Consider the following 23,147-nt stretch of genomic DNA (forward strand, 5'->3'; position numbering starts at 1 on the left):
TTTGAATCCTTCTTTCTACTTTAAAACTTCCGGTGTTTTTGGTGTCCATCTTTTATCTGGAACAGGTACACCAAATATTGGATTTCCTTGTTCACCCCACTCGATTTTTTGAGCACGTGCTTGACGGTTTGGTTCATAAAGTGGATCCCCGACTAATTCTGTGTAGTTACGAGCATGATAGACTAGAATCGTATCTTTACCATCTGGAGACTCCGTAAAACAATTATGTCCAGGTCCATACTGACCATTTTCGGGGCAACTTTGGAATACTGGCTCCTGACTTTTCGTCCATGAATTTGGATCTAGTAAATCATCATCTTCATTTGCAGTTAAAAGACCCATGCAGTAGTCTACCCCAGTGGCACTTCCTGAAAATGTGATAAATACTTTTCCGTTTTTAATTAAAACAGCAGGTCCTTCATTAACCCAAAATCCTTTAATTTCCCAAGGTAGTTCAGGCTTTGTAAGCATGACCGGTTTAGTGGAAATGGTCCATGGATTTTCCATTTTAGAGATATATAGATTTGAATGTCCTTTAATATCTAAGTCCTGCTGTGCCCAAACGTAATATTGTTCACCTTTATGGAAGAAGGTAGTAGCATCAAGAGAAAACGTTGACATTTCCGTTTTTACTTCACCCTTTTCAACCCAAGTGCCCTCTAGTGGATTCTCGGATGCGTTTTCAAGAACGTACATTCTATGGTTAAATGTATTATCGTCAATATTTGTATCAGGTGCAGCTGCAAAATATATGTACCATTTATCATTTGCTCGATGAATTTCTGGGTTCAGATTAAGTTACTTAATGGTCCATTTTCATGTTTCCACCATACAGCTATTTCTGTGGCATCATGTAGGTCATTCAATGTTTCTGCTCTTCTTAAAACAATACGATCATAAAGAGGATGGGAACCTGTAAAATAATAAAAACCATCCGTATGTTTATAGACGAAAGGGTCTGCTCGTTGTAAAACAATTGGATTCAAAATTTCTTCTGCCATCTTAAAACACTCCTTTTTTTAAATGCATGTTAACGCTTAATTTTTAAATAGAATGAATGAATCATTCTATTTATCTACTTAGTTAAGCTTTAGAGAAAATGATTTCATTCTTGAATTCATAAAGTGATGTTCTGTTTTTCAATTTACCAGTTGTACGTACATATGTCAATCGTAATCTCAATTATTGTAAAAAAAATATACTTTATAAAGGTTGAAGTGGGTAAAAAAACAGTTTATGTACGTACGTGTCGTGTATTTTCTTAATTTATCGCCTGTGTTGGTACTATGTTGATCTGGGTTGATGAAGTATGTTGTACGTATATATATTCGTAGGAATGGTGAATATGCCGCAATGTTTGCGATTGGTAGTAGTTGGTGAATCATTTATATTGTCGATTAAAAGAGTTCGAAAGCCTTTACATTCCTCTGGTAGAATGATATATTGATACCAAAGTTTATATTAACTTATGGATTGTTACTGATAAAGCAGGCAAAACCTAAGTTGCTTAGAAATAGAGGAGGGAATCCTTCTGTTTTCTTGAGCAATTTAGGTTTTTTTTATGCAAAAAATGACCTTTTATTAGTGATGAGCTATTTCATTTTTAAACAATGTTTCAAAATTTTAGATGAGGTGATAAATAATGACTAGTAAATTTTCAGAAGGTTTCTTATGGGGCGGCGCAACAGCTGCTAATCAGTTAGAGGGAGCATACCAAGAAGGTGGAAAAGGTCTTAATTTAGCGGATGTACTTCCAGGAGGAAAAGGAAGACTTAAGCTTTTAACTGATACTGGATTTAATTTTGAAATTGATCACTCGAAATATGTGTATCCTAATCATGAAGGAATCGATTTTTATCATCGATATAAAGAGGATATCGCATTATTTGCGGAAATGGGCTTCAAGACGTTTCGTTTAAGTATTGCTTGGTCTCGGATTTTTCCAAACGGTGATGAATTAGAGCCAAACGAAGAAGGTCTAGCATTCTATGATCGAGTGTTTGATGAACTAGCAAAATACAACATCGAGCCATTAGTAACGATTGCGCATTACGAAACACCATTGCACTTAATAAAAGAGTACGGTGGCTGGAGAAATCGTAAATTAGTAGAATTCTTTGAGCGTTATGTAACAGTTCTTTTCAATCGCTATAAAGATAAGGTGAAATATTGGCTTACGTTTAATGAAATTAACGGAGCAACACATATGCCATTGTTTGGTCTTGGCTTTTCACCTGAAAGTGAAGAAACACGTCTTCAAGACAGCTTCCAAGGAACTTCATCATCAATTTGTTGCAAGTGCAAAAGCTGTTCAACTAGGACATGAAATCATTCCAGGTTCACAAATTGGCTGTATGCTTATCTATGCACCTGTTTATTCTTTTGATAGTAATCCTGAAAATATTATGTACGCACAGCAAGAGGCTCGTATTTTCAATAACTTCTGTGGAGATGTACACGTTCGCGGTGAATATCCAAGCTTTATTAACCGTTACTTCAAAGAGAACGACATTACCATCAAAATGGAAGACGGAGACCTTGAAATCATAAAAGAAGGTACAGTGGACTTTATATCATTCAGCTACTATATGTCACGTACTGATAAGAAGAACAAAACTCCTGAAGAAATTGGTCAAGGAAACTTGATTGGCGGGGTGAAAAATCCATTCTTAGATGCAAGCGATTGGGGCTGGGAAATTGACCCTGTTGGTCTTCGCATTGCTTTAAATGAACTGTATGGTCGTTATCAAGTACCTTTATTTGTAGTTGAAAATGGTCTAGGTGCTTACGATAAGGTAGAAGAAGATGGAAGCATTAACGATGATTATCGCATTGATTATCTAAGAGAGCATATTAGAGCAATGCGTGAAGCGGTAGAAGATGGTGTAGAATTAATGGGGTATACTGCTTGGGGATGTATTGACTTAGTAAGTGCTTCTTCAGGTGAAATGTCTAAGCGCTATGGTTTCATCTATGTAGATAAGCATGATGATGGAAGTGGAAGCTTAGAGCGTAGTAGGAAAAAATCATTTCATTGGTATAAAAATGTTATTTCAACCAATGGAGAAGAGCTTTAAAAATGATAACAGGTATGGTCAGGGAGGTTTCTATGTGATTTTTACATAGAAACCTCTTTTTTAATTGTTAATAAATACAAAGAAATAGCTTTATCAATTCTCAACTTGTTTATCAAAAGGTAATATTTGTTTTTTTCTCAAGAATCATTCTGTATAAAAATGTGAAAGATTACACCTTCTATCCTTTAAATTTATACCATCTAAACAAACAAAAATAATAATAAAAAATTAACGTAATGAAAATATTTTAAAAATAACACGGTGGTATAATTTTACAAAAAAGGTGGTGGAGAAATGGAGAAACAAATTCATGTAAGTGTAAAGAAGAAAAGGTTCAATTTTTTTAGATGGTTTGGGGTTTGTCTAGGTATGCTAATGTTAATTTGTTTTAGTTATCAGCAAATTATGACTAGAGTAACAGCTGACACGTACCCTCCGGTAGGTGAAATCGTTGATGTAGGGGAGTATAAATTACATGTGTATGCTCTTGGGGATAAAACGAACCTTCCAACAATTATTCTTGAATCTGGTTTGGGCACGCCATCTTCATATAAGGACTGGGAAGATATACAAGTGGAACTATCAAAATACACGAGGGTTATTTCATATGATCGAGCAGGATATGGCTGGAGTGAGTCTGCTTCAAATGAGCGAACAGCAGAACAAATTGCAGATGATTTATTTAAACTGCTTGAAAAGGCAGAGGAAAAGGGTCCGTTTCTTTTAGTCGGCCACTCTTTTGGTGGGTTTACATCACAAGTATTTGCACATAAATACAAAGGTGATGTGGCAGGACTTGTGCTTATAGATTCTTCACATGTTGATCAAGAGGGGGGATTTTCAAAAGGAGAAAGTTACCTAATTAGAGGGTTAAAAGAGTTAGGTGCCGGAAGAATATTAGAGTTGATTAATATGCTGCCTATCTATTCAAATGATGAACTATCTGTTCACTTTTTTCATCAACATTTTTATAACGATAATCAAATAAGTGAACTTGAATATATGATGACCAAATCAGCAGAACAGGTTCGTGCCGCTCAAGCGGAAGGCTTCGGTAATATCCCGTTATTTATTTTGTCAGCCGAGCATGAAGAATACCCAGAGTGGTCTGAACTGCAAGCTCAAACTGCTTCGTTATCTTCAGATGGTAAACATATTGTTGTTAAGGATGCTAGTCATTATATCCACAAAGATGAACCGCAGATCGTCATTGATTCAATTATGGGCATGATCGAAAAAATACAATAGGTTAATGAGTAGAGGAACTCACTACCAACCATTTATGAAAAATCAGCTAGCGGGTTAGATAATAAACAAAAGGAAATGAAATGGTTGGTACATTTCCTTTTGTCTATGGCTCTATTTACGAAATCTTATTATGTTATGCTTCCATTTATATAAAAAACATGATCAATTCATAGTCAAAAAGACGCTTGTTTCAAAGTAACGGCTATTCTTCCTTTTGTTCCCCACCAAAAGCCTCAGGAATCATTGTAAAGCCTTCTATCACGGTATCTTCTTCCACCTCAATCATCAAATAACGTTTACCACCTAACTGTACTTGTTTGACGTACCTTAAATCTTGTGGACTAATAGAAATGTTCGCTATTTTTGTATTGATTTTTATTGATTTTGAAGTGAACTTTGGTAAAACACTGTTTGCTTTTATCTCATACTTGTCATCATCAATTATTTTCTTGAAGGCTGTTTCTACCTTTTCAGTGTTGATATCTTCTAGACCGCTCATTTTTAAAACTCGTTCAACATCTTTTGTGTCTAACTTTGGTAGTTCTTCCTCTTCATTTTCTACAATCATACGGTTTATTTCTTCATACACATTTGAAAGAGTAGATGTATTTAGTTGATCACCGGTTACGTCTTTAATAATTTCTTCAAAAACAATTTTATCGTCCTTTGCGGTCATTGTTTCTTCGCCGTTTAACACTTCTTCTATGAATTGATGATCTGGCTCATGGACCTTGCCGGCTGAATACAGAATGTGATTAACATCAGCTGCATTGTCCGAAAAGCACGGAAACAAAAATCCAGCAATTGGAGAATTAAGGTTAATAATCGGATCAACAACAAAATTATATTTGAACTCCCTTTCAACATAATCAAACAGTAGCTCTTTCTTCGGCTCTTGTGTGTTGTTAATACTGCACAAAATAAAGGGATGAGAATAAACAGTATCTCGATCACTTTCCTCAGCATCATCGTTTCGTCGTTTTGTTGGCTTGAGGTATTCTCCCTTTATGAATGTAACAACTATGTCCATCTCATATTGTCGTATAAGCAGCATTTTGCCCACAATTTGCAGCATTTGCTCTTTCCAACCTTCAACATCATGACTAAGTAATCCTTGATGTAAGATAAGCTGGCTATTATTTTCAGCATTTCGTTGAAACTTTAATTCAAATAGCTTTTCATCCAGCTGACCAGCTAGCAATTTTTTGAAGTTATTCATAAATAACTCCTGTTGATCTTGATCTAGCATTTCAAATGGTTGACTCTGGTGATGATAAATCTCACTTGATTCTTTCATAATATAAACATTAAAAATGTCAGAGATCTTGAGTAAATCATTATCTATTTTGAATTGTTTTCGAATAAGTGCAACATCTTTTTTGTTCATGACTTTCCACTCCTAAGCTACCTTGAGGTATTCTCACCTGTTTCGTAATTCATCTATTTTACCATATTTATTTAAGTGTTATTAATGTCTTTCATTTTCTTACAGTGAAAGGCATTTTCTATTCTTTTGAAAGTTCGTTTGAGTCAGAATATTCATTCATGTATTATAAATATAAATATCTCAAATTATATTATTTTGTTTGATCTAGTAGTTTACGAGTAAAATGGAGGTTGATATGAAGGTTCAGTTTACATTACAAACTAAAATTTTAGGTCTCATTTTCTTTCTTATTTTACTTGTTATTGGAGTTCTTACAGCTACATTTGCATTCAATGAAACAAAAGAGGATGTGAAACAGGCTGAGGAATTGGCCCTTCAAACAGCTCAAACTCTCTCGTTTATGCCTGCAGTCCAGGAGGGTTTTCGAGAACAAAATGCTAATAGGCAAAATATGAATTTGGTTATAACTAAAATGATGAATCAAGTAGATGCTTCAAGTATTTTTATTGAAAATCGGGAGAAAAAAATAATCGCTGGAGAAAAGCCCATATCAGAATCTCATGAAACATATAAGGCTCTTGTATTTGGTAGTTCCTATGTTACTCATGTTGGGAAGAAAGAAGAAGAGGTTTTAAGAGGAATAGCTCCAGTCATTCTTAACCACGGTGATTATACAAAGGTAGAAGGAGCAGTAGTTGTTGAGTTTCAGATGCTACAAATCCGTGACCGTATTTCAGGTGAAGTAAAAGGAATGGTGATGACTTCTGCAATTGTATTAATAATAGGAGTTATCGGAAGTATTGTTCTTGCACGTAATATTCGAAAAGATACTCTTGGGCTTGGAACCTTATGAAATCGCTTTATTATTTAGAGAGCGTAATGCCATTTTACAATCAGTCAAAGAAGGTATTATTGCCATTGATCAATACGGCAAGGTTACGATGATGAATAAATCAGCTCAACAAATTTTAGACATTTCAAGTCGAGATGAAGTTCAGAGAATTAATGAAATAATCTCATCTGATACTATTTTAAAACTAATGGAATCAAAAAAAGATGTTGTAAATGAGGAAGTGCAGTACAAGGATCGTACTCTTATCGTTAATACTCAGCCAGTTTTAGAGGATGGAGAAAGTGTTGGAACAGTCGCCACCTTTAGAGACAAAACGGAAATGAAAAAGATGGTTGATGCATTTTCTGAGGTGAAGCAGTATTCAGAAGACTTACGAGCACAGACACATGAGTTTACAAATAAGCTTTATGTCATATTAGGATTAATTCAACTTGGTAAAAAAGAGGAAGCCATACAACTAATTCAAGAAGAAACAAAATCACAAGAACATCATGGCGAACTAATTTTTAATTCAATACAAGATGAGAAAATTCAAGCAATTTTACTAGGAAAACTTGCGAAAGCATCTGAAAAGAAAATTGTCTTTCATATTGAAGAAGAGAGTTCAGTATCTCCTCTATCAGAAAAATTTAAACTTGCACCGCTAATTATTATTTTAGGAAATATATTAGATAATGCGTTTGATGCAGCTGCTGATAGCAAAGAAAAAAAGTTTCTTTTTTTGCAACCGATTTTGGGAACGATGTTTTGTTTGAGATAACAGATAGCGGCAAGGGAATACCAGATGGCATGGAAGAAGCCATATTTGATAAAGGTGTTTCATTAAAGGGAGAAAAAAGAGGGTATGGCCTTGCGAATGTGAAAGAGGAAGTGGAACTTTTAGGTGGCTTTATTGAATTAACAAGTACGGAAGATGAGGGGACTGTATTTTCGGTATTTTTACCAAAGTAATAGAAAAAGAGGGGGAACGGGTATGATTAACGTCATTATAGCTGAGGACGACTTTCGTGTTGCCCAAATTCATGAGGCATATTTAGCAGAAGTGAAGGAGATGAATTTAGTAGGAAAAGCAAGCAATGCTAAGGAAACGTTTGAATTATTGGAGAAATTAGATGTTGATTTACTTTTATTAGATGTGTATATGCCTGACCAGCTAGGCACAGAGCTTTTAGCCGAAGTAAGAGAAAACTATCCTGAAGTTGACATCATCATGATTACAGCGGCAACAGACAAAACCTTTATAAATAAAGCACTAAACTATGGAGTAGAACATTACTTAATAAAGCCGATCACCATTGAACGATTTAAAGAAGTAATGAATCAGTATAATAAGAAAAAAGAGTTGTTGAAGTCTGTAACAGATGTGAATCAAGATTTTCTTGATTCTCTATTTGGATCAGGTGAAAAACAAATAGAAAAGCCTTTGCTTCCTTCAGGTATTGATTATGTTACGTTAAAAAAAGTAAAGGAAATCATCGAAATTGAATTCGATGGAATTACATCAGAAAAAGTCGGCAAAAAAATGGGTGCTTCACGAACAACGGCGAGGAGATATCTCGAATATTTAGTTGGAACGGGTGAAGCTATATCAGAGCATGTATATGGAATTGTTGGAAGACCAGAGAGACGTTACTACTCGAAAAAAGCAGAGTAGCAGCGTCTCTCTGCTGCATTGTGAACAAAATGAATAAAACTAAATTTAATTTATTTATTACTCAATATTTTGAAAACGTTTACATAAATAGGCTTAATCGATACGATATTCATAGGTAAAGCAACACACATTTAATAGCAAGAGGGTACGTGTATCAAAAATTGTTAATAAGGGGTGTTAGTTTTTATGAAAAAGATAGGAATCTTACTTTTATTGATGGCTATTTTAACAGCATGTTCAAATTCAGCTTCAGGCAACAAGGAATTTCCAAATAAAAATATTGAAATCGTTGCTCCTGCATCACCAGGTGGTGGATGGGATTTAACAGCAAGATCGATTCAGCAAGGTTTAAAAGATAATAGTTTAGTAGATAGCAATATCAATGTAATTAATAAGCCTGGTGGCGGAGGAGAAGTTGGTTGGAAGTACTTGGAATCTAAGGATGCTCACTTCTTAGCTGTAAATTCAAGCTTACTTCTTACAAACAATTTACTAGGGCAAAGTCAGTTAACACACAAGGAGTTTACACCAATAGCAACACTTGCAACTGAATGGATTTCGATTGCCGTTCCAGTTGATTCGGAATTTAAATCAGCAGATGAAGTGATGAAAAAGTTAAAAGAAGATCCTAAATCATTAAAAATTGGAGTAGGTCCAGCACTTGGAAATAATGACCACTTATCATTTGTTCAAGCTTTTAGTGAATACGGAGGAGATCCTTCTCAACTTGATTTTCTTGTTTATGAAGGTGGCGGAGATGTTGTAACAGCATTACTAGGAAATCACGTAGATGTGATTACAACTGCATTATCTGAAGTAAAAGATCAGCATTTAGCTGGAAAGCTTAAAATACTGGCTGTTTCATCTGAGGAAAGAGTAGAAGAGCTTGATGATGTCCCAACATGGACAGAACAAGGAGTTGACATGGTTTTCCCTCACTGGAGAGGAATCATGGGACCACCTGATATGACAGAAGAAGAAATTGCGTACTGGGATGAAAAAATTGGTGAACTGGTAAAAACAGAACAATGGCAAAAAGTACTTGAAAATAATGATTGGGACGATTTTTATAAAAATAGTTCAGAAACAAAAAGCTTCCTTGAAGAACAAGAAAAATCATATACAGAGTTAGTTAATAACTCTGGACTTGTAAAGTAATTAAAAAGTTAACCTTCCCCATAACGGGAAGGTTAACTTTTCATCAGTAAGAATACTTAGTAAGAAATAAATAGAGAAAGGGGCGAGTTCTAATGAAAATAATTAAAATGGGAATGCCGATCTTTTTGATCCTACTAAGCGTTGTTTTCTTAATTGGATCTTTCAATCTACCAAAAGCGAATTTAGGCAATCCAAACGGTCCTCTTTACTTTCCAATCGGATTAAGTTTTTTATTATTGATTTTTAGTGTTTTATATCTCTTCCAAGAACTTAAAACATTAAATAAAGAAAACAAGAAAATCACACAAATGCTTTCCGGGCGAACTCCTAAACTTATTGGTTTAACCGTTTTATTAGGTGTAGGGTATGCGTTCATTTTTGAGATCATTGGATTTTTATTTTCTACAGTTCTGTTTCTAGGCGCACTATTATTTGTCGTGAATGGCAAACAAAAGTGGAAAGTTAATTTGATTGTAACGGTTTGTTTCTCATTTTTATCCTGGTATGCATTTAGTGTGTTACTAGGTGTTAGCTTACCATAGGAGGTGACTTAAATGGATATGAATAATTATCTCGAAGGATTAATGACATCCTTAGAGCCAATGAATATATTGTGGGTTATTGTTGGTGGATTTTTAGGAACAATCGTAGGGATGTTACCAGGGCTTGGGCCAGCAACAGCTGTAGCGGTATTGATACCCATTACTTTTGGAATGGAGCCGATCAGTGCAATCATCTTAATGGCTGCAATTTACTATGGTGCCATGTACGGTGGATCAAGGAGTTCGATCTTATTAAACACACCTGGTGATGGGTCAGCTATTGCCGCAACCTTTGATGGATATCCTATGGCTCAAAAGGGTCAAGCGGGTGAAGCAATGGCCATTTCAGCAGTAGCTTCCTTTATTGGTGGAATTATGGCTGTTATAGGATTTGTCTTCCTTGCTGAGCCACTTGCAAATTTCGCTTTAAAATTTGGACCAGCGGAATACTTTCTTTTAATGCTTCTGACACTTTCTGCAATCGTGTCACTTTCGATTGGCAAAATGATCAAAGGGTTTATAGCCATGTCACTGGGACTATTATTGAGTACAGTCGGAATTGATACACAAACAGGTGTTTACCGTTTTACTTTAGGGATCCCTCATTTCAGTGAAGGAATCGATTTCTTAATTGTGATTATTGGGGTTTATGCAATTGGTGAAGTGCTATACAATTTCCTCACAATTGATCAGCTTAAGAAGGAAAAGAAAAAGGTCGGGAAAATTTGGTTTAGCAAAGAACAATGGAAACGTTCAAAGTGGCCAATTTTAAGATCTGGACCACTTGGATTTATTATTGGGGTGCTTCCTGGAGCAGGTGGATCTATTGCGTCCATGATCAGTTATTCGACAGAAAAGCAAATGTCTAAAAAGCCTGAGGAATTTGGTAAGGGTGCTGTTGAAGGTCTTGCTGCACCGGAATCTGCCAATAATGCTGCATCTGTAGGTGCAATGATTCCGTTATTAACAATGGGAATTCCGGGGTCTGGAACAACAGCAGTTATGCTTGGGGCACTTATTATGCTAGGAATTAAACCCGGACCACTTCTATTCGAAAATGATCCAACAACTGTTTGGTCTTTAATTAATAGTATGTTTATCGGGAATATTGCCTTAGTGATCATTAATATTTTACTAGTGGGTGTTCTTGTCAAAATTCTTGATACACCAGCGAAGGTGCTTTATCCAATCATCGTGTTACTAGCTTTCATTGGGACCTATACACTAAGTTATAGTGCTATTGACTTCTTTTTATTGCTAGTTTTCGGATTATTCGGACTTATGCTTAAAGTATTGGATTTTCCAATTGCTCCACTTGTTTTAGCTTTAATTGTTGGAGCGGATATGGAGCAAAACTTCCGAAAGGCCGTATTATCATCTAATGGAAGTATCGACATTTTCTTTGCATCACCAATTTCAATTACTCTCATTTTCTTAACGATTCTATCAATTAGCTATCCAGCTATTATAAAGTACTTTCAAAAACGTAAAGAGAGAAAAAATATCAATGTAAATATGTAAGGGAAAAGCCAGTGTTATTTTGCATTTAGCAGAATACACTGGTTTTTTAGGCTCCTATGATCAGGACATAGGAGCCTATATTTCTTATACCCTCACTCTCACTTCAAAGGAAGTCTTTCCATTTAAAGAGTCAACTATAATTCTCCCATTATATTTCTCAACAATTTGCTTTACAATATATAGCCCTTGTCCTCTCACTTGAGTATTTTCCCCTGATTTCGTCGAGTAACCTGGTATGAAGATCTTCGTTAATTCTTCTTTAGAAATTATAGATCCTGAGTTTATTACTCTAAAGATATACTCATCATTTTTTTCCTCACAATACACCTCAATTGATCTATTTTCCTTTGATATCTGTTTAGTCGCATCAATTGCGTTATCAATGAGATTCGATAAAATTTTGACTAAATCAGTTGGTTGGATCAAATTAAATGAAGCGTTTGAGTTATAAAATTGAATATTGATATTATGACTTTGTGCTGATAGAGATTTTGTTTGAAAAAGAACAGATAATGCTGGATTATTCGATTGAATCGGAATTTTATAGAGTAATTGTGCCTCTTCGCGCATTGAGTTGGAATAATCAATCGCTTCCTGCTGTTTGCCTAGCTTTAACAATCCGTTGAGAACTTGAATGTGATTAGCAAAATCATGTCTTAACGAACGTACAGATTGTATTAATGAATGAAGTTCAGAATGATAGGTTTCTTCAGTATCGCCCACTTGTTTTTTTAGCTCGTGGTTATACCATTTTTGAATAAGTATGAACGATGATACTAATAAGATGATTAACAGCCCACTTAGAATAAAACCTAGAGTGCTGTTTTTAACAACAGTATGATCAATTCGATCAAGCATTGTTGTTTCGATATCAATGCTTAGAAAGCCAATGGTTTCCCCATCTTTATTTACAATAGGTGCTCCGGCTGATATATATTCTCCATAATGAGGATCATTAATTTTTCCTGTAAAGTAAGGATTCCCAACGTATGCTTCCTTGATTTGATCAATTGGAACAAGACAATCCATACCTATATCGTAATAGTTGCCCTTATCAGGTGGAAATCCAGCAATCATGACTTTAGGGCGTGAGTTTGGATTCTCAAATGACAAAGTGTATACATATAAAGCAGCAGTATGTTGCTGTGCTTCATTTAACGATTTTCTTATTTTCCAGTAATCTGTATTTCTTTCGGGATTGTTAAGGAAACGCTCATAAGCCTCTACATCAATCGAGTTAGCGATTGAGGCTGCCATTTCCATTGCATTATTTGCTACAGAAACTTCTGCTGCTTTTTTCGCTGTAAAATAAGAAACTAATATATTAAGAGTGATCAAGCATAGAAGAATGGTTATCGATAGGAAAATGATAAACCTAATTTTTTTGTTTTGTTTAATAATTGAAACCTCCTATCGACTAATATGCTAACAACGAAATTCTACATAATTATACAAGAAACTACAATAGGAAGGTATGAGGAAGACAATTTTCATCAAATTTATTAATTATATGTAAAATTAGAACATATTGCTAAATGCAAAAGGATTTTGTTAACTTTTTCAGAATACTATAATAGAAGATAAGGAGAAATACACCCTAGGAGGATAATCATGTCTCAATATGAAGCAATGCATCCAAAACTCGGTCGAGTTATTGAAAATATCGAAAACGTAATGGTAGGAAAACGTGATGTTAGTATTCTAAGCCTTGTGGCCATTCTTGCTGGAGGTCATGTGCTGCTTGAAGATGTTCCAGGTGTCGGAAAAACGATGATGGTTCGCGCTCTTTCAAAATCGATAGGAGCAGAATTCAAGAGAATTCAGTTTACACCAGACTTACTTCCCTCGGATGTGACGGGAGTTTCTATTTATAACCCAAAAGAATTAAAATTTGAGTTCCGTGAAGGGCCTATCTTTGGAAACATCATCTTAGCAGATGAAATTAATCGTACCTCTCCAAAAACTCAGTCCGCGTTGTTAGAAGGAATGGAAGAAGGAAGCATTACTGTTGATGGCACAACAAGAATTCTTGCGAAACCATTTTTTGTTATGGCTACACAAAACCCAGTTGATTACGAAGGAACATATCCGCTACCGGAAGCACAATTGGATCGCTTCTTATTCAAGTTAAGAATGGGATATCCAACTAAAGCTGAAGAGTTTGAAGTGTTAACATTAGCAGAAAGAGAAAGACCTATCTATAAAATAGAAAGTGTTATCTCAAATGAAGAATTAGCTGAGTTACAAAATGAAATTCAGTTTGTTTATGTTGATGATACGATTAAGAACTATATTATTGAAATTACTGGGAAATCAAGAAAGCATCCTTCTGTTTATCTTGGTGCAAGTCCACGTGCCTCAATCGCGTTAATGAAGGCCGCACAAGCCTATGCGTTTATTTTGGGTAGAGATTATATTATTCCTGATGATATTCAATACCTTGCTCCATATACGTTGGCACACCGGATAATTTTAAGGTCAGAGGCGAAGTTTGAGGGGAAATCTGCTGATGAACTTATACATGATATTATTTCTAAAACACCAGTGCCGGTTCAAAGGTCTTTAAGTGGTAAATCATGACGTTATTAACAAGATTTAAAGCTGGCTGGAAGGTCTTATCCCTCTTATTTCTTACCTTAGCAGCATTTAGTTATGCAATGTTTCAAGGTGGATTTGTAAGCTGGTTTCTCTTTTATAGCTTTCTACCGTTTGCGCTCTATTCTTTCTTATTAATGATCTACCCAATCCGCTCTTTTCAAGTAACACGGAGAATTAATCAGGAACAGTTTTCGGTTGGACAGAGGCTTATCGGTACAATAACGGTTAAAAGATCTTTTCCTTTTCCGTTATTTTATTTATTAGTTGAAGACGAGCTTAATGATAAATTAAAGGGTGTTCAAAAACTTAAAGAGCCAAACAAACTCTTTTTTCCGTGGTTTAAGAAGTCGATCTCCTTTAGCTATGCCCTTCTTGAGATGCCTCGAGGTGAACACCACTTTAAATCGGTCCGCTTAAGAACAGGGGATTTATTTGGTCTAATTGAAAAGGAAGTTTCTTTAGAGGTTGAAAACTATTTTCTTGTTTACCCTTCAACTGTTGATTTAGCCTATCATTCAAAGCAAAAACAGTATGAGCAAGGATCAGCATCAACATTAACAAAGTATTGGCAGGATTCAACTATGGCTGTCGGTGTCAGGGAATATCAACCAGGAGATAAATTTGCTTGGATTGATTGGAAAGCTACGGCTAGAAGAGATTCAATTATGACAAAGGAATTTGAACAAATGCAAAGTCATGATGTTGTTGTATTTATTGACAGGTCACATTCTGAGGTATTTGAATCAGTTGTATCCTATACCGCATCATTAATTCGCGCTATAGTTAAAAGTGGCGCTAGAGTAGGGTTAGTTTCAATTGGGAAGCAGCAAAAGATGTTTCCGCTGCAGGCTGATGAGCAGCATGTAAGCAGCATCTTTTATCATTTGGCAAAAGTTGATTGTGACAGTCGAACACCTTTTTCTGCTGTACTTGGAGGTAACTATTTAAATAAGGAAATGAAACAAGTTACCAGTATTCTTGTTACATCAACTCTAAACATGGAGATGGTGAGAAAGCTCGAGTTTTTATCAGCTCGTCAGCAGACATTTATTCTATACCTTATTAAAGGGAAACTTCATGAACTTTCAAAAGAAGAGTCTGTTTTAGTTGAAAGATTGAAGCAGCGTCAAGTTCATGTAAATGTAGTAAAAGAACAGGATGCAAATAAGCGTTTTAAAGAGGTGAATATCTAGTGAAAACACCTAAAGACCAAGAAGGGATATCTGTTAATCTTCTATATTATCTGTTTGCATTTATCCTGCTATGGGAATGGTTAAGACCTCTTGGGGAATTTACTGATACAGCTAACACGTTTATTTTTGTGTTTTTTATTGCTGTCAGTTTTATTATGACATTTTTCAGGTTGCGATGGTTCATCACATTTCCGGTAAAAATGTTCATTATTTTGTTTATGCTTCACGGGTTATATTTCGAAGGCGTGTTTTTTAGTTTCCTTTGGATAAAGGACCTAATTGGTGATATTGCCTTTAATCTTTCGTTAGTACCAAGTGCGGATTGGATGGGGATGACTTCATCTTTTCGTTCATTGTTATTTTTTATTTTGCTTTGGTTACTTGTTTATTTAATACACTATTGGATTCTTTTCCAAAAGAGAATTTTCTTTTTCTTTGTGTTAACGCTCCTTTACATTACAGTGTTAGATACCTTTACTCCATACGATGCATCTTATGCAATTGTTAGGGTTGTTTTAATAGGTTTCTTTATGCTTGGTCTCCTGTATTTTGATCGATTGAAGAAACTGGAGAATTTAAAAGTGAAAAGGCTTGCTTCCCTTAGATGGATCATGCCGCTACTTGCATTTATCATGCTTTCAATGATTCTAGCCATATTAGCTCCTAAGGCATCACCACAGTGGCCTGATCCAGTTCCGTATATTACAGCTGTTGGGCGAGAAGATGAAGGTGGTAGTGGTACAAAGAAAATTGGGTATAGCCCAAATGATGAAAAGTTAGGTGGATCATTTGTAGGGGATGATACCGAAGTTTTCACTCATATATCAAGTGATCGACATTATTGGCGAGTAGAATCTAAGGATGTGTATACAGGGAAAGGATGGGAAGCCTCCGATCCTGATGCAGAACGTGAAGTCATTACATCAATTCAAGATGAAGTTATTTGGATAGATGATCGTGTAGAGACAAAAAGCTTGGAATCGACTGTTACAATAAATGAGGAATACCGCTATTTACATGTTATTTATCCTTTAGGTTTAACAGCTGTAAACACAGAAGCAAATTTACCAATTTACCTGAACCGAAATACAGAGTTAATCTCCCCTTTTCAGAAGCAGGGTGACGGATCTAGAGAGGAATTTCTAACATATCAGGTCGAGTATGAGCTTCCCTCTTATCCACTAAATGAAATGAAAAAAGCACAAGTTTTTGAAAATGTACCTGATGGGTTTGTTGAAAGATACACACAGTTACCTGATACATTACCTGAACGGGTGAGAGAACTTGCTGTGTCTCTTACAGAAACAAAATCTAATCAATACGATAAAGTGAAGGCAATAGAAGACTACTTGGGAAGGCCGGAGTTTACGTATGATAAGGAAGATGTGGCCATACCTGAAGGTAATCAAGACTATGTAGACCAATTTCTTTTTGAAACATTCAAAGGTTATTGTGATAATTTTTCTACTTCTATGATCGTTTTACTAAGGTCAATTGATATTCCTGCAAGATGGGTGAAAGGATACACAGAAGGTGACTTTGTTCAAACTGTAGAGAACAGTAATAGTGAATATAAAGTAACAAATAATAATGCCCATTCATGGGTTGAAGTGTATTTCACTGGAGTAGGATGGGTTCCATTTGAACCTACTAAAGGCTTTGTAAACCCTTATGATTTGGTAAGTGACTATAAAGATACACCTGGTCAGGAAGAGGTAGAAGAGGAGAAGGAACCTGTTGAAGAAGAGGAAAAGGAACCTGAAGCAACTCCAGAAAAGCCTGAGCAAACTAACAAAGAAACATCTTCTTCTACAAGTGATTTCTTCGGTTTCTTTAGTCTGCGTCTAGGGAGTACCGGTTTATATGGTGTTATGATCGTTACAGCGATACTAGCTTTTGTGATTTTCAAAACTAGGACGAAATGGATACCAAAGCTTATCATTTTAAAATATAAAAACCGTAACGATGACCAAGTATTCTTTCAAGCTTATGAGTCACTATTAAAACAATTTGCCCGCCGTGGTATTAAAAGAAAAGAAGGCCAAACCTTGAGGGATTATGCTCGGTATATTGATCGATATTTTCATATGGTCCATATGACAGCTTTAACGGAAAACTATGAAAGAGCATTGTATCGACGCGATGATGCAAAACAAGAATGGACTAAGTCAGTTGAATTGTGGGAAAATTTAATTAAAAGAACATCGTCTTGACCAATTGTATAAGAGATTGATAGAATAGAAAAAATTAATAGACCCTTCATATATCCTCGATAATACGGTTCGAGAGTCTCTACCGGGTAACCTTAAAACACCCGACTATGAAGGCAGAATAAGTTCGAAAGTAAGCTGGATTCTGCCTTCTTTTTATATAAGGAAATTAGACTCTTACCTTTTATTGGTGATAAGTCTGTTTCTTTATGGAAGGTGGATTCAGTTTTTTTGCTATACAGACATATTAGTAAGTATTTCCTGGGTTATGATACTTTTTGTATGATCTTAATAGTCTTAATAGCATACTAACAATAGTGCATGAAAATACGATGAGGTGACGATGGTGGCAAACATTCATGAAATGGTAGTAGTTTTAGATTTCGGTAGTCAGTATAATCAGTTAATCACAAGACGTATCCGTGAATTTGGTGTATACAGTGAGTTACATCCTCACACTTTGACGGCTGAAGAGATTAAACAAATGAACCCTAAAGGAGTAATCCTTTCAGGTGGTCCGAACAGTGTTTACGGTGAAAATGCTTTTGACTGTGATGAAGCAATCTTTGATTTAGGTATCCCTGTATTAGGTATTTGTTACGGTATGCAGCTGATGACTCATAAGCTTGGCGGAAAGGTTGAGCCAGCAGATCACCGTGAATACGGTAAAGCAACAATTGATGTTCATGGGAAACCAGCGTTATTTGCTGAGTTACCGGAACAACAGGTTGTATGGATGAGTCATGGTGACTTAGTGAAAGAAATTCCATCAGGATTCCATGTGGATGCTACAAGTACATCTTGTCCATTTGCGGCAATGAGTAATGAAGACCGCAAATTTTACGGTGTTCAATTCCATCCAGAGGTACGTCACTCTGAATATGGTAATGACTTATTGAAGAACTTTGTTTTTAACATTTGTGGTTGTGCTGGTAACTGGTCAATGGAGAATTTCATTGAAATGGAAACAGATAAACTCAAACAAAAAGTAGGCAATAAAAAAGTGCTTTGCGCCTTAAGTGGTGGTGTTGATTCTTCAGTTGTTGCCGTGTTAATTCACAAAGCAATTGGTGATCAACTAACATGTATCTTTGTTGACCATGGCTGTTACGTAAAAATGAAGCTGATAGTGTTATGAAAACATTCACTGAAGGTTTTAATATGAATGTTATTAAAGTGGATGCAAAGGATCGCTTTATGAATAAGTTAAAAGGTGTTTCAGATCCAGAGCAAAAACGTAAGATCATTGGTAATGAGTTCATCTATGTATTTGATGATGAGTCAGCTAAATTAGAAGGAATTGAATTTTTAGCACAGGGTACTCTTTATACAGATATTATTGAGAGCGGAACAGCAACAGCTCAAACGATTAAATCTCACCATAACGTTGGTGGGTTACCAGAAGATATGGAATTCGAACTTATTGAACCTCTAAATACATTATTTAAAGACGAAGTTCGTGCATTAGGAACGGAACTTGGTATTCCAGATGAAATCGTATGGAGACAACCATTCCCAGGTCCTGGATTGGGAATTCGTGTTCTAGGTGAAATTACGGAAGAAAAATTAGAGATTGTTCGTGAATCAGACTATATTCTACGTGATGAAATTAAAAAAGCTGGATTAGATCGTGATATTTGGCAGTACTTCACGGTTCTACCTGATATCCGTAGTGTTGGTGTAATGGGTGATGCTAGAACTTATGATTATACTATTGGTATTCGTGCAGTTACATCAATCGATGGAATGACTTCGGATTGGGCAAGAATTCCTTGGGATGTACTTGAAGTGATTTCTACAAGAATTGTAAATGAAGTAAAGCACATTAATCGTGTAGTTTATGATATTACAAGTAAACCACCTGCTACTATCGAGTGGGAGTAAAAAACGAACGAAACGAACATTATTTTGAATAATGTTCGTTTTTTGTATTGACGAAAAAACGATACACTGATAAAATAAAAAAGTAATCAATATAGTCGAAATACGTCGTATAATGTCGAGGATATGGCTCGAAAGTTTCTACCAAGCTACCGTAAATGGCTTGACTACGAGGTATTAATAGCAGAGGTAACTACTGTTTGTTACCGGCCATTAATATTTTCAAAGTCAAGCGCTCACGTATAGGTGTGCGCTTATTTATTTGGAAATATTACTGGGGGACAATGTATTTGGTAGTAAAAGCTTTTGAACTAATACTGAGGAGGAACACCTATTTATGAAGAAGTTTTTTCAGTTTGATGAATTAGGTACAAATTATCGACGTGAAATTATTGGTGGTTTAACAACGTTCTTATCAATGGCTTATATTTTATTTGTTAACCCTAACACATTAGCCATGACGTCAATTCCAGATCTACCTGCTGAAATGCGAATGGATACAGGAGCTATTTTCACAGCAACTGCTATTGCCGCTGCTGTTGGTTCATTGTTAATGGGGCTTATAGCCAAATATCCAATTGCCTTGGCACCAGGTATGGGGTTAAACGCATTTTTCTCATTCACAGTTGTTTTAACAATGGGAGTACCTTGGCAAACAGCTTTATCAGGGGTTTTAGTATCAGGACTTATTTTTATTCTTCTTACTTTATCAGGATTACGTGAAAAGATTATTAACTCTATTCCAGCTGAATTAAAATTCGCTGTAAGTGCCGGAATTGGATTATTCATAACATTTGTTGGTTTTCAAGGTGCAGGCATTATTGTTAATAATGATGCTACTTTAGTTGGGTTAGGTGACTTCACTAATCCTCAAACACTTTTAGCTATATTCGGTATTATTGTGACAGTTATTTTAATGGTTCGTGGAGTAAATGGTGGTATCTTCTACGGAATGCTAATTACAGCAATTGTAGGAATGATCTTTAATCAAATTGCTGTTCCGACAGAAATTGTTGGTCAAATACCAAGCTTAGCGCCAACGTTTGGACAAGCATTTATGAACTTAGATCAAATCTTTACTGTTCAAATGTTAGTTGTTATTTTGACATTCTTATTCGTAGATTTCTTTGATACAGCTGGAACACTTGTTGGAGTAGCTAACCAAGCTGGTCTAATGAAAGATAATAAGTTACCTAGAGCAGGAAAAGCGTTGTTCGCAGATTCTGCTGCAACAGTAGTAGGTTCTGTTTTAGGCACATCTACAACAACTTCATATATTGAGTCTTCTGCAGGTGTTGCCGCTGGAGCTCGTTCAGGTTTCGCATCAGTCGTAACTGCTGTCCTGTTCTTATTAGCCTTATTCTTCTCTCCGCTTTTAGGAGTTATTACTTCAGCAGTTACCGCACCTGCATTAATCATTGTAGGGGCTCTAATGGTATCATCTTTAGGACAGATTGACTGGAAACGATTTGAAATTGCTGTGCCAGCATTCTTAACAATTATTACAATGCCTTTATCTTACAGTATTGCAACAGGTATTGCAGTTGGATTCATCTTCTATCCAATTACAATGATCATGAAGGGTAGAGGAAAAGAAATTCACCCGGTTATGTACGGACTGTTTGTCATCTTTGTACTATATTTTGTATTCTTAGCTTAATATATAGTAGGAATAAGGAAGAGGGACCGTCCCTCTTCCTTTTTTAAATTTATTAAAGCTTGAGTGAAGGAGTTGATAATCTACAGTCTATTCTATCGCCTCTATTGTTTAATTTATTTTATGTAAAAAAATATTGACTCTAATCTTTTTTGTTGTTATAGTAATAAAAGTCATTCGACGAGGTCATATTAAATTCTAGTTGAATGAAAGTTTTTTAAAAAACATGTTGACTTGATAATGGTTGATGTGGTAAATTAATAAAGTCGCTTCTGAGGAACGACATTAAATGATCTTTGAAAACTAAACAAAACCAAGCGTGCAAATGTTAATTTCGATTAACAAAAAACGTACTATAATAGTACAAACTTTTATGAGCTATATCAACTCTTTATTGGAGAGTTTGATCCTGGCTCAGGACGAACGCTGGCGGCGTGCCTAATACATGCAAGTCGAGCGAACCAATGGGAGCTTGCTCCCTGAGGTTAGCGGCGGACGGGTGAGTAACACGTGGGTAACCTGCCTGTAAGATTGGGATAACTCCGGGAAACCGGAGCTAATACCGGATAACATTTTGAACCGCATGGTTCAAAATTGAAAGATGGTTTCGGCTATCACTTACAGATGGACCCGCGGCGCATTAGCTAGTTGGTGAGGTAACGGCTCACCAAGGCGACGATGCGTAGCCGACCTGAGAGGGTGATCGGCCACACTGGGACTGAGACACGGCCCAGACTCCTACGGGAGGCAGCAGTAGGGAATCTTCCGCAATGGACGAAAGTCTGACGGAGCAACGCCGCGTGAACGATGAAGGCCTTCGGGTCGTAAAGTTCTGTTGTTAGGGAAGAACAAGTACCAGAGTAACTGCTGGTACCTTGACGGTACCTAACCAGAAAGCCACGGCTAACTACGTGCCAGCAGCCGCGGTAATACGTAGGTGGCAAGCGTTGTCCGGAATTATTGGGCGTAAAGCGCGCGCAGGCGGTTTCTTAAGTCTGATGTGAAAGCCCACGGCTCAACCGTGGAGGGTCATTGGAAACTGGGGAACTTGAGTGCAGAAGAGGAGAGTGGAATTCCACGTGTAGCGGTGAAATGCGTAGAGATGTGGAGGAACACCAGTGGCGAAGGCGACTCTCTGGTCTGTAACTGACGCTGAGGCGCGAAAGCGTGGGGAGCGAACAGGATTAGATACCCTGGTAGTCCACGCCGTAAACGATGAGTGCTAAGTGTTAGAGGGTTTCCGCCCTTTAGTGCTGCAGCAAACGCATTAAGCACTCCGCCTGGGGAGTACGGTCGCAAGACTGAAACTCAAAGGAATTGACGGGGGCCCGCACAAGCGGTGGAGCATGTGGTTTAATTCGAAGCAACGCGAAGAACCTTACCAGGTCTTGACATCCTTCGCTACTTCTAGAGATAGAAGGTTCCCCTTCGGGGGACGAAGTGACAGGTGGTGCATGGTTGTCGTCAGCTCGTGTCGTGAGATGTTGGGTTAAGTCCCGCAACGAGCGCAACCCTTGATCTTAGTTGCCAGCATTCAGTTGGGCACTCTAAGGTGACTGCCGGTGACAAACCGGAGGAAGGTGGGGATGACGTCAAATCATCATGCCCCTTATGACCTGGGCTACACACGTGCTACAATGGATGGTACAAAGGGCTGCAAGACCGCGAGGTCAAGCCAATCCCATAAAACCATTCTCAGTTCGGATTGCAGGCTGCAACTCGCCTGCATGAAGCCGGAATCGCTAGTAATCGCGGATCAGCATGCCGCGGTGAATACGTTCCCGGGCCTTGTACACACCGCCCGTCACACCACGAGAGTTTGTAACACCCGAAGTCGGTGGGGTAACCGTAAGGAGCCAGCCGCCTAAGGTGGGACAGATGATTGGGGTGAAGTCGTAACAAGGTAGCCGTATCGGAAGGTGCGGCTGGATCACCTCCTTTCTAAGGAAAATGGAGCACGCTTGGTATTTTGTTTAGTTTTGAGAGATCATACTGATCTTTCTATATAAGTAAGACTCAATACATAGGAGTCTAAATGCAGATTGCATTTGAACATCCTGTGTTTTATGTTCCTTGAAAACTAGATAACGAAAACAATTCAAGTAATTCACTGAGTTTAAACGCTTAGTTTAGTGATTCTCTTAATAAATGTTAATCAAGATATTAAG

14 protein-coding genes, 1 rRNA gene, 3 pseudogenes and 2 riboswitches are annotated in these 23,147 nt (G+C 36.8%); of the genes and pseudogenes, 15 read left to right on the plus strand and 3 right to left on the minus strand.

All coding sequences use genetic code 11. The features are described 5' to 3' along the window. Window positions 1–15 precede the first annotated feature (15 nt). Window positions 16–1,001, minus strand: a pseudogene (locus tag MVE64_RS14930) (glycoside hydrolase family 43 protein). 641 nt (window positions 1,002–1,642) lie between these two features. Here MVE64_RS14930 and MVE64_RS14935 point away from each other — a divergent pair. Both MVE64_RS14935 and MVE64_RS14940 read left to right on the plus strand, forming a co-directional pair. After that, window positions 1,643–3,077, plus strand: a pseudogene (locus MVE64_RS14935) (glycoside hydrolase family 1 protein). Between the two features lie 294 nt (window positions 3,078–3,371). Continuing rightward, window positions 3,372–4,325, plus strand: a complete 954-nt coding sequence (locus MVE64_RS14940) for an alpha/beta fold hydrolase (RefSeq protein WP_247339190.1) — start codon at window positions 3,372–3,374, stop codon at window positions 4,323–4,325. Between the two features lie 202 nt (window positions 4,326–4,527). On the opposite strand, the gene MVE64_RS14945 is transcribed toward MVE64_RS14940, so the two are convergent. Further along, window positions 4,528–5,712: a DUF4317 domain-containing protein gene (locus tag MVE64_RS14945; protein WP_247339194.1), complete on the minus strand. Its 1,185-nt coding sequence runs from the start codon at window positions 5,710–5,712 to the stop codon at window positions 4,528–4,530. 235 nt (window positions 5,713–5,947) lie between these two features. On the opposite strand from MVE64_RS14945, the gene MVE64_RS14950 reads away from it, so the two are divergent. The 7 genes from MVE64_RS14950 (at window position 5,948) to MVE64_RS14980 (ending at window position 11,440) form a co-directional block, all read left to right on the plus strand. Continuing rightward, window positions 5,948–6,565 (plus strand): hypothetical protein, encoded by a 618-nt coding sequence (locus MVE64_RS14950; protein ID WP_247339195.1) that lies wholly within the window; start codon window positions 5,948–5,950, stop codon window positions 6,563–6,565. After that, window positions 6,552–7,325, plus strand: a complete 774-nt coding sequence (locus tag MVE64_RS14955; RefSeq protein WP_247339196.1) for a sensor histidine kinase — start codon at window positions 6,552–6,554, stop codon at window positions 7,323–7,325. The genes MVE64_RS14950 and MVE64_RS14955 overlap by 14 nt, the downstream gene beginning before the upstream one ends. Further along, window positions 7,313–7,516, plus strand: coding sequence for an ATP-binding protein (locus MVE64_RS14960; protein ID WP_247339197.1), 204 nt, complete (start codon window positions 7,313–7,315; stop codon window positions 7,514–7,516). The genes MVE64_RS14955 and MVE64_RS14960 overlap by 13 nt, the downstream gene beginning before the upstream one ends. Before the next feature lie 22 nt (window positions 7,517–7,538). Then, the gene (locus MVE64_RS14965) at window positions 7,539–8,219 is read left to right on the plus strand and encodes a response regulator (protein WP_247339198.1); all 681 of its coding nucleotides are present in this window, start codon (window positions 7,539–7,541) and stop codon (window positions 8,217–8,219) included. Window positions 8,220–8,405: 186 nt separating this feature from the next. After that, the gene (locus MVE64_RS14970) at window positions 8,406–9,377 is read left to right on the plus strand and encodes a tripartite tricarboxylate transporter substrate binding protein (protein ID WP_247339202.1); all 972 of its coding nucleotides are present in this window, start codon (window positions 8,406–8,408) and stop codon (window positions 9,375–9,377) included. A gap of 92 nt (window positions 9,378–9,469) precedes the next feature. Next, window positions 9,470–9,919, plus strand: coding sequence for a tripartite tricarboxylate transporter TctB family protein (locus MVE64_RS14975; protein WP_247339203.1), 450 nt, complete (start codon window positions 9,470–9,472; stop codon window positions 9,917–9,919). Between the two features lie 18 nt (window positions 9,920–9,937). Beyond that, window positions 9,938–11,440 (plus strand): tripartite tricarboxylate transporter permease, encoded by a 1,503-nt coding sequence (locus MVE64_RS14980; protein WP_247347077.1) that lies wholly within the window; start codon window positions 9,938–9,940, stop codon window positions 11,438–11,440. A gap of 84 nt (window positions 11,441–11,524) precedes the next feature. Here the strand turns inward: MVE64_RS14980 and MVE64_RS14985 are convergent, their stop codons facing one another. Then, window positions 11,525–12,778 carry a sensor histidine kinase gene (locus MVE64_RS14985; RefSeq protein WP_247339204.1) on the minus strand — a complete coding sequence of 418 codons (1,254 nt, stop codon included), beginning with the start codon at window positions 12,776–12,778 and terminating at the stop codon, window positions 11,525–11,527. Window positions 12,779–13,051: 273 nt separating this feature from the next. Here MVE64_RS14985 and MVE64_RS14990 point away from each other — a divergent pair, with 273 nt between their 5' ends. From MVE64_RS14990 to MVE64_RS15015, 6 genes and pseudogenes are all read left to right on the plus strand, one after another. Beyond that, window positions 13,052–14,020, plus strand: coding sequence for an AAA family ATPase (locus MVE64_RS14990; RefSeq protein WP_247339205.1), 969 nt, complete (start codon window positions 13,052–13,054; stop codon window positions 14,018–14,020). Then, window positions 14,017–15,231 carry a DUF58 domain-containing protein gene (locus MVE64_RS14995; protein ID WP_247339207.1) on the plus strand — a complete coding sequence of 405 codons (1,215 nt, stop codon included), beginning with the start codon at window positions 14,017–14,019 and terminating at the stop codon, window positions 15,229–15,231. Before MVE64_RS14990 ends, MVE64_RS14995 begins: the two co-directional genes overlap by 4 nt. Next, a complete protein-coding gene (locus MVE64_RS15000) occupies window positions 15,231–17,444 on the plus strand; it encodes a transglutaminase TgpA family protein (RefSeq protein ID WP_247339208.1) in 2,214 nt (737 codons plus the stop codon). The genes MVE64_RS14995 and MVE64_RS15000 overlap by 1 nt, the downstream gene beginning before the upstream one ends. A 26-nt stretch (window positions 17,445–17,470) precedes the next feature. After that, a riboswitch (purine riboswitch) is annotated at window positions 17,471–17,572 on the plus strand. 212 nt (window positions 17,573–17,784) lie between these two features. Further along, a pseudogene (guaA, locus tag MVE64_RS15005) lies at window positions 17,785–19,325 on the plus strand (glutamine-hydrolyzing GMP synthase). 85 nt (window positions 19,326–19,410) lie between these two features. Further along, a riboswitch (purine riboswitch) is annotated at window positions 19,411–19,512 on the plus strand. 147 nt (window positions 19,513–19,659) lie between these two features. Continuing rightward, window positions 19,660–20,982, plus strand: a complete 1,323-nt coding sequence (locus MVE64_RS15010; protein ID WP_247339209.1) for an NCS2 family permease — start codon at window positions 19,660–19,662, stop codon at window positions 20,980–20,982. Between the two features lie 388 nt (window positions 20,983–21,370). Then, window positions 21,371–22,920 (plus strand): 16S ribosomal RNA (locus MVE64_RS15015). The last annotated feature ends 227 nt before the right edge of the window (window positions 22,921–23,147 follow it).

Origin of the sequence: Metabacillus endolithicus (assembly GCF_023078335.1) — a bacterium.
Taxonomy (GTDB): domain Bacteria; phylum Bacillota; class Bacilli; order Bacillales; family Bacillaceae; genus Metabacillus; species Metabacillus endolithicus.

Bases quoted from the DNA above. Each gene is read 5' to 3' on its own strand.
- MVE64_RS14940 (WP_247339190.1), top strand. From the start codon at position 3,372: ATGGAGAAACAAATTCATGTAAGTGTAAAGAAGAAAAGGTTCAATTTT.
- MVE64_RS14975 (WP_247339203.1), top strand. From the start codon at position 9,470: ATGAAAATAATTAAAATGGGAATGCCGATCTTTTTGATCCTACTAAGC.
- MVE64_RS14970 (WP_247339202.1), top strand. From the start codon at position 8,406: ATGAAAAAGATAGGAATCTTACTTTTATTGATGGCTATTTTAACAGCA.
- MVE64_RS15010 (WP_247339209.1), top strand. From the start codon at position 19,660: ATGAAGAAGTTTTTTCAGTTTGATGAATTAGGTACAAATTATCGACGT.
- MVE64_RS14945 (WP_247339194.1), bottom strand. From the start codon at position 5,712: ATGAACAAAAAAGATGTTGCACTTATTCGAAAACAATTCAAAATAGAT.
- MVE64_RS14965 (WP_247339198.1), top strand. From the start codon at position 7,539: ATGATTAACGTCATTATAGCTGAGGACGACTTTCGTGTTGCCCAAATT.
- MVE64_RS14995 (WP_247339207.1), top strand. From the start codon at position 14,017: ATGACGTTATTAACAAGATTTAAAGCTGGCTGGAAGGTCTTATCCCTC.
- MVE64_RS14950 (WP_247339195.1), top strand. From the start codon at position 5,948: ATGAAGGTTCAGTTTACATTACAAACTAAAATTTTAGGTCTCATTTTC.
- MVE64_RS14980 (WP_247347077.1), top strand. From the start codon at position 9,938: ATGAATAATTATCTCGAAGGATTAATGACATCCTTAGAGCCAATGAAT.
- MVE64_RS14990 (WP_247339205.1), top strand. From the start codon at position 13,052: ATGTCTCAATATGAAGCAATGCATCCAAAACTCGGTCGAGTTATTGAA.